The organism is Geodermatophilus obscurus, from assembly GCF_900143215.1.
In the GTDB taxonomy this organism is placed as follows: domain Bacteria; phylum Actinomycetota; class Actinomycetes; order Mycobacteriales; family Geodermatophilaceae; genus Geodermatophilus; species Geodermatophilus obscurus_A.
Map to the genome: position 1 here is coordinate 105,006 of NZ_FRDM01000009.1, position 13,026 is coordinate 118,031.

Below are 13,026 nucleotides of genomic sequence, written 5' to 3' on the forward strand. Positions count from 1 at the left end.
GGGGGCCGGGTGAGCGGCTACACGAGGCCGACGGTGAGCAGCACGGTGGCGAGGCACAGGTCGGCGACCAGGCAGGTCTCGGCGTACCAGCGGGGCACCACGCGACCGAGACGGTGGTGGAGGGCGTCCCAGGCGGCGTGGGCCGTCCATCCGGCGGCGAGCACGTAGCGGGCCGCGTCGGGGTCGACGGCGACCGCGGTGATCGCGATGGCGCCGAAGGCGAGCACGCCGGTGGTCTGCGCGGTCAGCCGGCGTCGGGCGGCGAGCTCACCGCGCGCGGTGCCCCAGGTCAGGTAGATGACCGCGGCGAGCAGCACGCACCAGGCGCTGGTCCAGACCTGCACCTGTTCGGGCAGCGGAGAGAGGAGGGTCAGGCTGGCGGCGGTGGCGACGAACGCGACGCCGGTGGGCCAACGTCGGGCCAGCACTGCGGGCAGGCCGGTCCGGCCGGTGCTGGGCGCGGCAGTTTCGGTAGGAGTGGTGACGGTGCTGGTCAACGGAGCTCCTTCGTCCGAGCGGGTCTGCACCGGACGCTAGGAGCGAGCCGTCGGTGTCACGCCGGCAGAACCACCAGGTCGGTCGCCGGGACCTGACCGGGCTCCTCGGGGTCAGAGGTCCAGCGGGAGCGCGGTGAGTTCGGTGCGGGAGCTGACGCCGAGCTTGGTGAAGACGTTGCGCAGGTGGAAGTCGACGGTGCGGGGGCTGACGTAGAGCTGCGCGGCGGCGTCCCGGTTCGACAGCCCCTGCCGCACCAACTGGGCCACCTGGACCTCCTGCGGGGTGAGGTCCACCACGGTGGAGACGTTGCGGCGGCGGGTCGTCTCCCCGGACGCCCGCAGCTCCTGCCGGGCGCGGTCGGCCCACCGGCGCGCACCGAGGTCCTCGAACGTCTCCAGGGCGGCGCGCAGGTGGGGACGGGCGTCGACCCGGCGACGGGAGCGGCGCAGGAAGGCGCCGTAGGCCAGCTGGGTGCGGGCTCGGTCGGGTGGGCGGTCGGTCTTGGCGTGCGCGGCGAGGGCCTGCTCGAAGTGGCGCTCGGCCTCCGGTCCGTTCCTGAGCAGGGCCAGGCCGTGCTCGGCCACGGCCTGCGCCCAGGCAGAGCCGGTCGCCTCGGCAAAGCCGGCCAGCTCCTCCACCCAGGCGTGGGCCAGGTCCGGCCGCCCGGCCCGCACGGCGGCCTCGATGCGGTCGGTGGCGGCCAGCCGGCGAGTGATCGGGTGGCGTATCTGCTCCAGCTGGTGCAGCGCGCCGGCGGGCTCGGCGGCGTCGCGCACCCCGCGGACCCAGCGCAGGACGTCGGGCACCACCTCGGCCAGGATGCCGAGCGGCTGCACGGCGCAGATCTGCTCCACGTCGGCGAGGTGCTGGTCGACGGTCTCGTCGCCACGCAGCGCGGCCAGCAACGCCAGCCACGCCGTCGGCAGGGCGGCCAACCCGCGGTGCCCGGACTGCTCGGCCAGCGGCAGCGCCTCGGCGGCCGCGGCGCGGGCAGTGGTCCACCGCCCGCTGGTCAGTTCGGCGAAGCCGAGCCGGGCCAGGGAGTAGAGGGTCATCAGCACGGCGCCGGTGCTCCGGGCCCGGGCCAGCAGCTGCTCGTGATACCGCCGGATCAGCGCGTCGTCGCCCAGGTACATCGCGGCGATGCCGAGGTTGGGGAGCAGGTCCTGGTCCTCCTCGGCCAGGTGCTCGGCGAGGGCGAAGGCCTCGTCGAGCGGACCCATCGCGGCCGGCCAGTCGCCGTGCACGGCGGCGTCGAGGCCGTGCAGCAGATCGGAGAAGCAGCGGGCGCGCAGCGGTGCTGCGGGCACCGGCGCGGGGACCAGAGCGGTGGGGTCGACGGCGCTGCCGGAACGTGCCCCGAACGCGGCGAGCGCCACGGCGAACATGGCCATCTCCCGCGCCCGCTGGTGGTCGTGGGGGGCGACCTCCGCGGCAGCCTCGAGCACCATGCGCTGCCCGGTGTGCAGCGAGCCGGTGTTCCACTCGATGCGGGCCCGCAGCCGCAGGACGTCAGCGCGCAGCAGCGGGTCCCGGGCCTGGGCCGCGGCGGCGTCGACCAGCGCCCGGGCCCGGGCCGGCTGAGCGGCCAGCCAGGCGGAGCGGGCTGCGGCGTAGAGCCGCTCGGCCTGGGCGTTCCCGGCCGGGGAGAGCTCGGCAGCGCGTTCCCAGGCGGACGCGGCTGCCTCCAGCCCCCCTCGCGCGCGGGCCCGCTCGGCGGCGGCGTCGAGCTCGGCGACGACGGCCTCGTCCGGCTCCTCGATGGAGGCTGCGAGGTGCCAGGCGCGCCGGTCGGCCTCCTCGGTGCCGGTCAGGACGGCGGCGAGGGCCCGGTGGGCCCGGCGGCGCTCGGTGCTGGTGACGGCGCCGTACACGGCCGAGCGCACCAGCGGGTGCCGGAGATCGACGGTGGCGTCGCGGATCCGGAGGAGGCCGGAGCGCTCGGCTGCCACCAGCGCGTCCTCGCCCGCCCCCAGGGCGGCGGCCGCCTGCCGCACGACCCGCGTCCGACCGGAGTCGTCGGCAGCCGTGACCAGCAGCATCGTCCGGGCCGGCTCGGGCAGCCGCCGGTAGCGGTCGAGGAAGGCTCGTTCCACGCCCTCGGTCAGCGGCAGCCGGGCGGGCAACCGCACCCGGCCGGACAGCTGCTCGGACGTCAGGACCTCGGCGAGCTCCACGAGCGCCAGCGGGTTGCCCCCGGTGCTCGCGAGCAGCGCGTCGCGCACGACCGCGGGGACGGACACCCCGGCGCGGGCGCGGATCAGCTCACCGGCTGCCCCGGCGTCGATGCCTCCGAGGGAGAGGCGGGGCAGGTCGCCGCTGTCGAAGGTGCGCACGTCGGCGTCCCGGGCGGCGAACACGAGGGCGACCCGCTCGACCTGCAGTCGGCGAGCCACGAACAGGAGTGCTGCAGCGGAGGCGTCGTCGAGCCAGTGGGCGTCGTCGACGACGGCGAGCACCGGGCGGTGCTGTCCGGCGTCGGCGAGCACGCTCAGCGCCGCCAGGAAGACGAGGAAGCGGTCGCCGGGGCCGTCGTCGACCTCACCGAACGCCGCCCGCAGCGCCCGGGCCTGCGGCTGCGGCAGGTGCTGCACGCGGTCGTCCATGACCGGGCGCAGCAGCCGCTGCAGCGCGGCGAAGGCCAGCGGGGACTCCGACTCCACACCCTGGGTGCGCAGCACCGTCATGCCGTCGGCCCGCGCGATCGCGTCGGCCAGCAGCGCCGACTTGCCCACACCGGGCTGCCCCACCACCACCAGGGCCCCGCCCCGCCCGGCCCATGCTTCGTCCACCAACGCCGCGACGGCCTCGCGCTCGCGGTCCCGTCCGGACAACACGGCGAGACCGTAGTCCGAATCGGACGCGACCGAGTCGCTTCCCGGCGCAGGACCCACACGCCGGCTCCTCATCCCGGCGGAATCACCGGCGAGGCCCGGTCCCGCCGACGGCGACGGTGGCAGGCACACCAAGACCTGCCACCGAGGAGACGACCATGTCGATCCACTCCGCTGCCGAACCGGCGGCGCACGCCCACGCGCACCCCTCACCCCACCCGACCCCGGCAACCGTCGACGAGCCGCGGCGGCCGTGGACCGTCTTCGGTCTGATGATCGCCGCACAGTTCATGGTGATCCTGGACGTCTCGGTGGTGAACGTCGCGCTGCCGTCCATCAGCCGCGCCCTGCACCTGTCCGCCGCGGACTACCAGTGGACGATCAGCGCCTACGTACTGCTCTCCGGCGGCCTGCTACTGCTCGGCGGCCGCATCGCCGACCTGCTGAACCGGCGGGGAGCGTTTCTCACCGGGATCGGCCTGTTCACCGTGGCGTCGCTCCTCAGCGGCCTCGCCCAGGCGCCGTGGACGCTGATCCTCGCCCGCGCCGGACAGGGCGCCGGCGCCGCACTGCTCACCCCGGCCGCGATGTCGATCATCATGACGCACTACGCGGGTCGTCAGCGGCAGACCGCCCTCGGCGTTTGGGGCGCGATCGGCAGTCTGGGCATCGCCGCCGGCGTGCTGTTCGGCGGGGTGCTGACCAGCGCGGTCGACTGGCGGGCCGTGTTCTTCATCAACGTGCCGATCGGCGCGGTCGTGGTCCTCGGCACCCTCCGCACCGTCACCCGCGGCGAGCGGCAGCCGGCCGCGCTGCGACGGCTGGACGCACCCGGCGCGCTGACCCTGGTGGCCGGGCTGCTGGCGCTCGTCTGCGGCATCGAGGCCACCCGCTCGGCCGGCTGGACCTCGGCCCGGACCTGGATCGCCCTGGCCGCTGCCGCGATCCTGCTGACGACGTTCGCCCGGCTGGAGCGGCGCGCCGCTGACCCGCTGGTGCCGCCGGCCACCTGGCGGATCCGGTCGCTGGTCTCCGCCTCGGCGGTGATGGCCGGCGTGACCGGTGTCGTCGTCGGCGCGATCTTCCTGAGCTCGCTCTACCTGCAGGACGTCACCGGCGCCTCCCCGATCATCGCCGGGCTGGAGTTCCTGCCACTGGCCGCCGCCATCACCCTCGCCGCCACGGTCGCGTCGAAGGTCATCGACCGGATCGGTGCCCGCCTCCTCATCCTCGGCGGCCTGGTCGTCATGGCCGCGGGCGTGCTGCTGCTCGCGGCGAACGCCGGCGGCACCTCCTACGCCGCCGATGTGCTGCCCGGCTTCCTGCTCGTCGGTGCCGGCGTGGGCCCGATGTTCGTCGCCATCGCGATCGCCGCGATGAGCGACGTGCCGGCCGACCGATCCGGCCTGGCCTCGGGGCTGATGATGACCGGCCACGAGATCGGAGCCGCCCTCGGTGTCGCCGCCCTGACCGCCATCGCCGGCGACCTCACCAGCCGGGCGGGGCTCATCACCGGCTACGGTCACGCCTTCGTTGCGACCGCCGGCATCCTCGCCGCACTGTTCCTGCTCACGGCCCTCGCCGTCCCCGGCGGCAGGGCCGCCGTGGGTGCGAGCGCCCACGGGCACGGCGGTCACGGCCACTGACCCGATCCCGGGCGGTGCGGCGGGATCCCGTCGCACCGCCCGGCGCAGCGCCGCCAGCGTCAGGTCCACCGCCGAACGGCCAGTAGCCCACGCCGGGTCCTCCTCCAGGAGCCCCCGCGACCTCCACCCAGGAGTACCTGGCGCGCTTCCGCGAGCAGGAGCTGATCGGTGGTGCGCATCGGGCCCGGCTCGCCCGGCACCTGCAGCCCTCCCGGCTGTGACGGCGGCGTCCCGCTGTCGCGGCGGCTGACTGGCACGCCGTCCATGCCGCCGGCCACACCGCACGGGCTGCGCCCTGCCCCGCCCGGTGGAGATCCCGGCGATTCACCCGGTGAGACGCCCCCGGCCTGGCGTCGACGCTTCTGCCGACCGCACCACCACCCGCACCCCGAGGAGTTCCCATGCTGTCCAGCACGCCGCGCACCTTCATCGGCTCGACCACCTTCACCGTCACCGGCATGACCTGCGGGCACTGCCAGCGCGCCGTCACCGAGGAGATCGCCGCCGTCGCCGGCGTCGAGACCGTCACCGTCGACCTGGCCAGCGGCACCGTCACCGTCACCGCCGAGCGCCCCGTGGACCGGGCCGACATCGCCGCCGCCGTCGACGAGGCCGGCTACGCCCTCGTCCCGTGACCTCCGCCCACCTCGATCCTCACCGGAGACCCGCCGTGCCCACCCCGACCCACACACCCAGCGCCGCCACGGCGCACGCCGAGACCGCGCACACCACGCATCACCTGAGCGCCAAGAATTTCACCCTCCACTTCCTCGAGATGGTCGTCGCGATGGCCGTCGGCATGGTGGCCCTGCACCCGGTGTGGACCCTCGTCCTCGACGCCGTCGGCGCCCCCGGCCTGATGCACAACCCCTACACGGGCGCGCTGATCATGGCCACGAACATGACCGTCGCCATGTCCGCGTGGATGAAGGTCCGCGGCCACCGCTGGCGGCCCATCGCCGAGATGGGCGCGGCCATGTACCTGCCCTTCCTGGTGCTCTTCGTCCCCCTCGCACTCGGCCTCATCGGCGAGAGCGCCCTGATGCTCTGGGGCCACGTGCTCATGCTCCCGGCGATGGCCGCGGCGATGCTGCTGCGCCCCCACGAGTACGCCTACTGCTGACGCCAGGACGACCGGCGCGGCGGGAGCGGCCCTCCCGCCGCGCCACTGCCACGACCTCCACCGGAGCCCGCCATGACCGCTTCCACCATCACGATCCGCCGCGCGACCCCCGCGGACGCCGGGACCGTCACCGCGATGGTCCGCGAGATCGCCACCCACGAGGACCAGGCCGAGCACGTGCAGGTGACGGACGAGCACTGGCGCCAGCTGCTCGACCGACCCGAGGTCACAGTGCTGCTCGCCGAGCGCGACCGCGACGCGATCGGCTACGTCTCCGCCGTCCGCCAGCTGCACCTGTGGACCGGTGGCGACGTGCTCAACCTCGACGACCTCTACGTCCGCCCTGGCCACCGCGACGCCGGCGCCGGCCGGCACCTCATGGCCGCCCTGGCCGCCGTCGCCGCACCCGAGCAGCTGCTCATCCGGTGGGGCATGGAGGTCGACAACGTCGACGCCCAGCGGTTCTACCGCCGCCTCGGCGCGACTCTCCGGCCCAAGATCCTCGCCGCCTGGACGCCCGCCGCGCACAGCGCGCTGGCCGTCGACCACGGACCTTCCCGAGAACCTGGTGGAAACGCCGGTTCGAGCCCGGTCCTCACCTCGAACGATCAGCTGTAGCCGAACAGCCATCCGACCCCAGGAGCCCGGGATGACCACCACCGCGCCGTCCACCGCGGCGGCCAACGAGTCAACCGCCAGTTGCACCCTCGACATCGGCGGCATGACCTGCGCGTCCTGCGTCGGCCGGGTGGAGAAGGCGCTGCGCCGGGTCGACGGCGTGGCCGGCGCGGAGGTCAACCTGGCCACCGAGGTGGCCACCGTCCGGTTCGACCCGACCGAGGCCGGCCTCGAGGACCTGACCGCCGCGGTCGCCCGCGCCGGCTACACCGCCACCCCGCGCCGCGAGGCCCAGCCCGCCGACGAGCTGCTCGGCGCCGAGGCCTCGAGCGAGGGCCGAGACGAGGCGCACCTCACCGCGCTGAGGACGAAGTGGCAGGTCACCCTCGCCGTCGGGCTCGGCCTGATGGTGCTGATGTACGTGCCGCTGTACCTCGACACGATGGACTGGCTGATGCCGGCCATCCTCGTGGTCGCCACCGTCGTGCAGTTCTGGGCCGGACGGGAGGTCTACCGCGCCGCCTGGACCGCAGCCCGCCACCGCTCGGCGAACATGAACACCCTCGTCGCCCTCGGGACCGGCGTCGCCTACGGCTACAGCGCCTTCGTCACCCTGTGGCCGGCCGCCGCGGAGCGCTGGGGACTGCCGCTGCACGTGTACTTCGAGACCTCGCTGGTGATCCTCGCCCTGGTCCTGGCCGGCCGGTGGCTGGAGGCCCGGGCGAAGAAGCAGACCGCCGCGGCGATCACCGCCCTGGTCGGCCTCGCGCCGAAGACGGCCCGCGTGCTGCGCGACGGCGCCGAGGTCGACGTCCCGGTCGAGCAGGTCGTCGTCGGGGACCTGGTGCGGGTCCGGCCCGGCGAGAAGGTCCCGGTCGACGGTGTCGTGACCGAGGGCGCCACGGCGGTCGACGAGAGCATGCTGACCGGCGAGAGCCTGCCGGTGGACAAGACGGCCGGCGACACGGTCATCGGCGCGACGCTCAACCGCACCGGCACCGTCGTCATCCGGGCCACCGCGGTCGGTGCCGACACCGCGCTCGCCCAGATCGTCCGCCTGGTGGAGGACGCGCAGGGCGCGAAGGTCCCGCTGCAGCGGCTGGCCGACCGGGTCTCGGCCTGGTTCGTCCCGATCGTGCTCGGCCTGGCCGCGGCCACCTTCCTCGCCTGGGCGCTGTTCGGCCCGGACAGCGGCCGGCTGACGATGGCGATCACCACCACCATCGCGGTGCTGATCATCGCCTGCCCGTGCGCGCTGGGCCTGGCCACGCCGACCGCGGTCATGGTCGGCACCGGCCGGGCCGCGGAACTCGGCATCCTGATCGGCAACGGGGACGCGCTGGAGACCGCCCGCCGGGTCACCGCCGTCGTGCTCGACAAGACCGGCACCCTCACCCGCGGCAAGCCGGCCCTCACCGGCATCACCACCACCGCCGGCTGGGCCGAGGACGACGTCCTGGCGCTGGTGGCGGCCGCGGAGACCGGCAGTGAACACCCCGTCGGTGAGGCGCTCGTCGCCGCCGCCACCGCCCGCTTCCTCGACCTGCCGCCGCTGCGCACCTTCGACGCCGTTCCCGGCCACGGCATCGACGCCGTCGTCGACGAGCGGCACGTGCTGGTCGGCAACGCTGCCCTGATGACCGCCCGCAGCGTGGACACCACCGCGCTCGCCGGCACCGCTGCCTCAGCAGCGGCGGTGGGCCAGACCCCGATGTTCGTCGCCATCGACGGGCAGCCGGCCGCGGTGCTGTCGGTCGCCGACACGGTCAAGCCCGAATCCGCCGAGGCAGTCGCCCAGCTGCAGGCGCTCGGCCTGCAGGTGTGGATGCTCACCGGCGACAACGCCGCCACCGCCGCCGCGATCGCCGACCAGGTCGGCATCGAGCACGTGCTCGCCGAGGTGCTGCCCGCCGACAAGGCAGCGCAGGTCCGCCGACTGCAGGAACAGGGGCACGTCGTCGCCTTCTGCGGAGACGGCATCAACGACGCTGCTGCCCTCAGCGCGGCCGATGTGGGCATCGCCATCGGCACCGGCGCCGACGTCGCCATCGCCGCCTCCGACATCACCCTGGTCGGCGGCGACCTGCGCGGCATCGTCTCCGCGATCGCGCTGTCCCGGCGCACCGTCACGACGATGAAGCAGGGGCTGGGTTGGGCGTTCGGCTACAACCTGCTGCTGATCCCGGTTGCGGCCGGCGCCCTGTACTGGTGGAACGGGCTGCTGCTCGACCCGGTTCTGGCGTCGGCGGCGATGGCGATGAGCTCGGTCAGCGTCGTCACCAACGCGCTGCGGCTGCGCCGCTTCCGCCGGCCGGCCACGGCGGACGAGATCCTGCACCCGCCGCTGCGCGCCCGGATCGGTCAGTACGCCTATCTGACCGGCGTGGCAGTCGTCGCCCTCGCCCTCGGCGCGGGGCTGACCGCCGTGTCGCGGATGGACTTCGCCGAGCGCGGCATGAACGGCCAGCTGGCCTGGGCGCAGGGCACCGGCATGCCGATGCGGCCGGCGATGAGCGAGATGATGACCGCCGAGGTGCCGCCCACCGACGCCACAGACGCCGGCGTCGACGTCCGCCTCGACCTGCCGGCCGACGTGCGCCCCGGGCAGCTGACGCGGCTGGTCGCCACCGTCGTCGACAGCGGGACCGGCGAGCCGGTCGAGGACCTCACCCGCAGCCACGAGGCGTGGATGCACCTGATCGCCACCCGGGAGGACCTGGGCACGTTCGCGCACGTCCACCCGCAGCCGACCGGCGAGCCCGGGCAGCTGGCCGTGGAGGTCACGTTCCCGACCGCCGGCCGGTACGTCGTCGACACCGAGTTCCGCCGGCAGGGCGAGATGAGCGACGTCCACTCCCGGCAGGTGATCACCGTCGCCGGTACCGCGCCGGAGCCGGTGGTCCTGACAGCCGGACCGCGGGTCGTCGAGGTCGACGGCGTCCGCGTCGAGCTCGAGGGCGACGTCGAGGCCGGTGGGCGCAGCGATCTGGACTTCACGTTCACCGACGCCGCCACCGGCCGGCCGATCGACGACCTGCAGCCCTACCTCGCCGCCGCCGGCCACGTCGTGGTGATGCGGGCCGACGGGCAGACCTTCGCCCACGAGCACGCCGAGGTCGAGGACGCGTCCGGCCGCCCGGTCTTCGCCCTGCCGGGCCAGACCTTCGGCCCGGAGCTCGACGTGCACGCCGACTTCGCCACCGCCGGGACGTACCAGCTGTGGGCCCAGTTCCGGCTCGCCGACGGCGGCGTGATCACGGCGCCGTTCACCATCGAGGCCACCTGACCGCGGGACCGGCGGCCCCCGCATGCGGCCATCAGCGTGCGGGGGCCGCTGCTCGACCACCGGATCCGTCGGCCGTGGACGTCCCAAGAACTGACCGAGGAACGAATGACACTGCAGGTGCGCGCGGCGGCGCTCGACGACGTCCCCGCCGCCGCCGAGGCGCTCGCCGACGCCTTCGCCGACTACCCGTGGACCCGATGGACGGTCGACGCCGACGGCCACGGCGATCGGCTGCGGGCGCTGCACCACCTCTACCTGTCCGCCGTCGCAGTGCCCTTCGGCCACGTCGACCTCGGGGAGGCGGGGCAGGAACTCGTGGGCATCGCGGTCTGGGTGCCCAGCACCGGGATCCCCGACGAAGTGTGGGCGCACGTCGGCCCAGCCGCCGCCGAGATGGCCGGGCACCGGGCGGCAGCCGCTGCCGAGGCCGAGGAGACGCTGGCCGACCGCCGACCGAGGGAGCCGCACCTGACCCTGGCCAGCCTGGGCGTCGTGTCACACAGGCAAGGGCAGGGTCTCGGTGCCGCGCTGCTGGCCCCCGGGCTCGATCGCGCCGACCGGGACGGATCGCCGGTGTGGCTGGAGACGAGCGCCGAGGCCAACGTGCGGTTCTACCGCCGCCTCGGCTTCGCGGTGACCGACGTCGTCGACCTGCCCCGCGGTGGCCCGCGCACCTGGTTGATGCTCCGCGAGCCGGGAGCGACGGCCGCCGACCGGACGGCGACCGCGGCGGCCGGGCGCCGGGCGGACAACGCCCCATGAATGCGGTCCTGATCACGGTCATCGTGGCCTGCGAGGTCGGTTCCTGCTGCCTGCTCGGCGCCGGCCTGGTGGCCCGGTACGTGATGCGCCTGTCCCGCACGAGCGCGGCCCTGCTGGCCAACGCCCCGGTCCTCGACCTCGTTCTCCTGATCGCCTCGGTCATGGACCTCCGCTCGGGGAGCACGGCCGGGGTCTCGCACGGGCTGGCCGCCGCCTACATCGGTTTCTCCGTGGCGTTCGGGTCGACCACCCTGCGACGGGCCGACCAGCGGTCAACGGCCTCACTGCCGGCGTGATCATCTGGGCGCTGGTCTGGCCCCTGCCCTACACCCTCTGGCCGAAGAGCCCCCCGACCACCGAGCCCCGACCCGTCGCGGCGGCGGAGCAGGAGACCAGCGCATGACCACGACCATCGCCACGAACCGAACGACGCATCGGCACGGGCTCGCACCGGGCCGGCCGCCGGTCGCCTCACCGCGACCGGGCGAGCCGGAACCCCAGATCGTCGATGCGGAAGGTCGGGTGGCTCTTGCGTCGGCACGACGCCCGGCAGGCTCGGGGGTGGTCCTGCCAACCGCCGCCCCGGAACACGCGGTAGGGCCCGTAGACGCCGGGATCGAAGACGTCCCAGCACCACTCCCACACGTTGCCGATCGTGTCGAAGAGGCCCCACGCATTCGGAGCCTTCGTCGCGACCTCGTGCACGGAGCTCCCGGAGTTGGCGCGGTACCAGGCGATGTCGTCCAACGCTCCGTACCGGACGTCGGCGGAGCCGGCCCGGCACGCGTACTCCCACTCAGCCTCCGACGGGAGGCGGAACCCGTCCGCGTCCCGGTTCCACACCACGTCCAGCGCGTCGGGGTCGTCGCCCATCGAGTAGCAGGGGGTGAGCCCCGTCGCCTCAGACAGGAGGTTGCAGAACCGGACGGCGTCCTGCCAGGAGACGTCGGTCACCGGGGTCCGTGGCCCCATCGAGTCGGGGGGTGGCCCGCCCTGCACGGCGAGGTAGAGCTCACGGGTGACCGGATGCGGCGCCAACCGGAAGGTGTCGACCTCGACCGTCCAGCTGGCTCTGGTGCCTTCGTCCCGCAGGACGATCTCCCCGGCAGGGATGTCGACCAGGTCGTCGACGACCGCATGGAGCAGCGGTGATCCGGGCTGCCTCGCAGAGCCGCAGCCTGCGTGTGTCACCCGATCCCCTCCAGTTCCGACAGCGGGGAGTGACGGTATCGGCGGGGCGGAGCGGTCGACGTCGAGCCCTGTCCTCCTGTCGCCGGTCGGTGAGGCGGGGAGCGCGCCGGGGAGCGCGCCCGCGATCAGAGGCAGCGGCGCCGGCGCAGCCACACCAGGGCGGCCATCGCCGTCGGCACCACCGGCGGCGGCCCCGACGCCCCCGGCCATCCGCAGATGCCGACCCAGACCTGGGAGGCTTTCTCCCGGAGCCAGCGCCGGGACGGTCGCCGCCGGTCCGCGTAGCCGTCCGAGGATCGGCGCTGACAGCGAGGCTGGCAGCGCGGTCGCCGGGCTGGTCATCCATCCACAGCCTCCCGGCCCTGGTCGGTGGCCGGCTCCGGGAACGGGCAGGCCCGCATCAGGGTGACCGGGCCCGGCCACTGGTGCACGCCCCCGCTGCCCGGCTGTTCGGCCCCGGTACTGGCACGGGTCCTCACCGCCCGGGGCTGCGAGCGGACGTCGTGCGGGATGCGCTGCTCGGCTCCGGGCGCTCTGGGCTCGGTTCCGCGGGACGCGGGCTGAGCGGGCATCCCACGGCCGGGGCAGCCTGCGGCACACTGCGCGGGCACCGGCGGGAGAGGAGCGATGGGCAGGCCCGTGCTGATGGCGGTGGATGACGAGCCGGCCGTCCTGCGGCTGGTGCAGGAGGAGCTGCGCAAGCGCTACGGCAGCGACTACGACGTCCGCTGCCTGACCTCGCCGGAGGACGCGCTTCGCGACCTGGCCGCAGTCCCCGCCGGAGGTGAGGTGGCGGTGGTGTTGGCCCACCAGTGGATGCCGGGCATGACCGGGGTGGAGTTCCTCGACCGGGTGCGGACGCTGCACCCGGAGGCGAAGCGGGCGGTGCTGATCACGTGGGGCGACCGGTCGACGGCCCCGGTGCTGTCCGCGTCGGTGCTACGGCGGATCGACTGGATTCCGAAGCCCTGGCGACCGGGTGACGAGCATTTCCACCAGGCCATCGGTCAGTGGCTGTACGAGTGGCCCTTGCCGCACCGCCCGCGGTTCGTCGCCGCGCGGATCATG

The 13,026-nt window shown here is 74.4% G+C and carries 10 protein-coding genes and 1 pseudogene; 8 read left to right on the forward strand and 3 right to left on the reverse strand.

What is annotated here, in order from left to right; genetic code table 11:
• Window positions 1–17: 17 nt before the first annotated feature.
• Window positions 18–497, reverse strand: coding sequence for a hypothetical protein (locus tag BUB17_RS11160; RefSeq protein WP_141242989.1), 480 nt, complete (start codon window positions 495–497; stop codon window positions 18–20).
• Between the two features lie 111 nt (window positions 498–608).
• Window positions 609–3,335, reverse strand: coding sequence for a helix-turn-helix transcriptional regulator (locus BUB17_RS11165; RefSeq protein ID WP_072918093.1), 2,727 nt, complete (start codon window positions 3,333–3,335; stop codon window positions 609–611).
• Between the two features lie 155 nt (window positions 3,336–3,490).
• On the opposite strand from BUB17_RS11165, the gene BUB17_RS11170 reads away from it, so the two are divergent.
• From BUB17_RS11170 to BUB17_RS11200, 7 genes are all read left to right on the forward strand, one after another.
• Window positions 3,491–4,978, forward strand: a complete 1,488-nt coding sequence (locus BUB17_RS11170) for an MFS transporter (RefSeq protein WP_072917980.1) — start codon at window positions 3,491–3,493, stop codon at window positions 4,976–4,978.
• A 401-nt stretch (window positions 4,979–5,379) separates the two neighbouring features.
• Window positions 5,380–5,613, forward strand: a complete 234-nt coding sequence (locus BUB17_RS11175; RefSeq protein ID WP_175561336.1) for a heavy-metal-associated domain-containing protein — start codon at window positions 5,380–5,382, stop codon at window positions 5,611–5,613.
• A gap of 35 nt (window positions 5,614–5,648) precedes the next feature.
• Window positions 5,649–6,101, forward strand: a complete 453-nt coding sequence (locus BUB17_RS11180) for a hypothetical protein (RefSeq protein ID WP_083606262.1) — start codon at window positions 5,649–5,651, stop codon at window positions 6,099–6,101.
• Window positions 6,102–6,173: 72 nt separating this feature from the next.
• Window positions 6,174–6,719: a GNAT family N-acetyltransferase gene (locus tag BUB17_RS11185; RefSeq protein ID WP_083606263.1), complete on the forward strand. Its 546-nt coding sequence runs from the start codon at window positions 6,174–6,176 to the stop codon at window positions 6,717–6,719.
• 31 nt (window positions 6,720–6,750) lie between these two features.
• Complete coding sequence (locus tag BUB17_RS11190; protein ID WP_072917982.1) at window positions 6,751–10,005, forward strand: heavy metal translocating P-type ATPase; 3,255 nt, start codon at window positions 6,751–6,753, stop codon at window positions 10,003–10,005.
• Between the two features lie 105 nt (window positions 10,006–10,110).
• Complete coding sequence (locus BUB17_RS11195; RefSeq protein ID WP_072917983.1) at window positions 10,111–10,767, forward strand: GNAT family N-acetyltransferase; 657 nt, start codon at window positions 10,111–10,113, stop codon at window positions 10,765–10,767.
• On the forward strand, window positions 10,764–11,063 hold the full coding sequence (locus tag BUB17_RS11200; RefSeq protein WP_072917985.1) for a hypothetical protein: 300 nt from the start codon (window positions 10,764–10,766) through the stop codon (window positions 11,061–11,063). Before BUB17_RS11195 ends, BUB17_RS11200 begins: the two co-directional genes overlap by 4 nt.
• A gap of 175 nt (window positions 11,064–11,238) precedes the next feature.
• Here the strand turns inward: BUB17_RS11200 and BUB17_RS11205 are convergent, their stop codons facing one another.
• A complete protein-coding gene (locus tag BUB17_RS11205; RefSeq protein WP_244277153.1) occupies window positions 11,239–11,958 on the reverse strand; it encodes a formylglycine-generating enzyme family protein in 720 nt (239 codons plus the stop codon).
• Between the two features lie 645 nt (window positions 11,959–12,603).
• Here BUB17_RS11205 and BUB17_RS27775 point away from each other — a divergent pair.
• Window positions 12,604–12,876: pseudogene (locus BUB17_RS27775) on the forward strand (response regulator); the annotation flags it as partial.
• Between the last annotated feature and the right edge of the window lie 150 nt (window positions 12,877–13,026).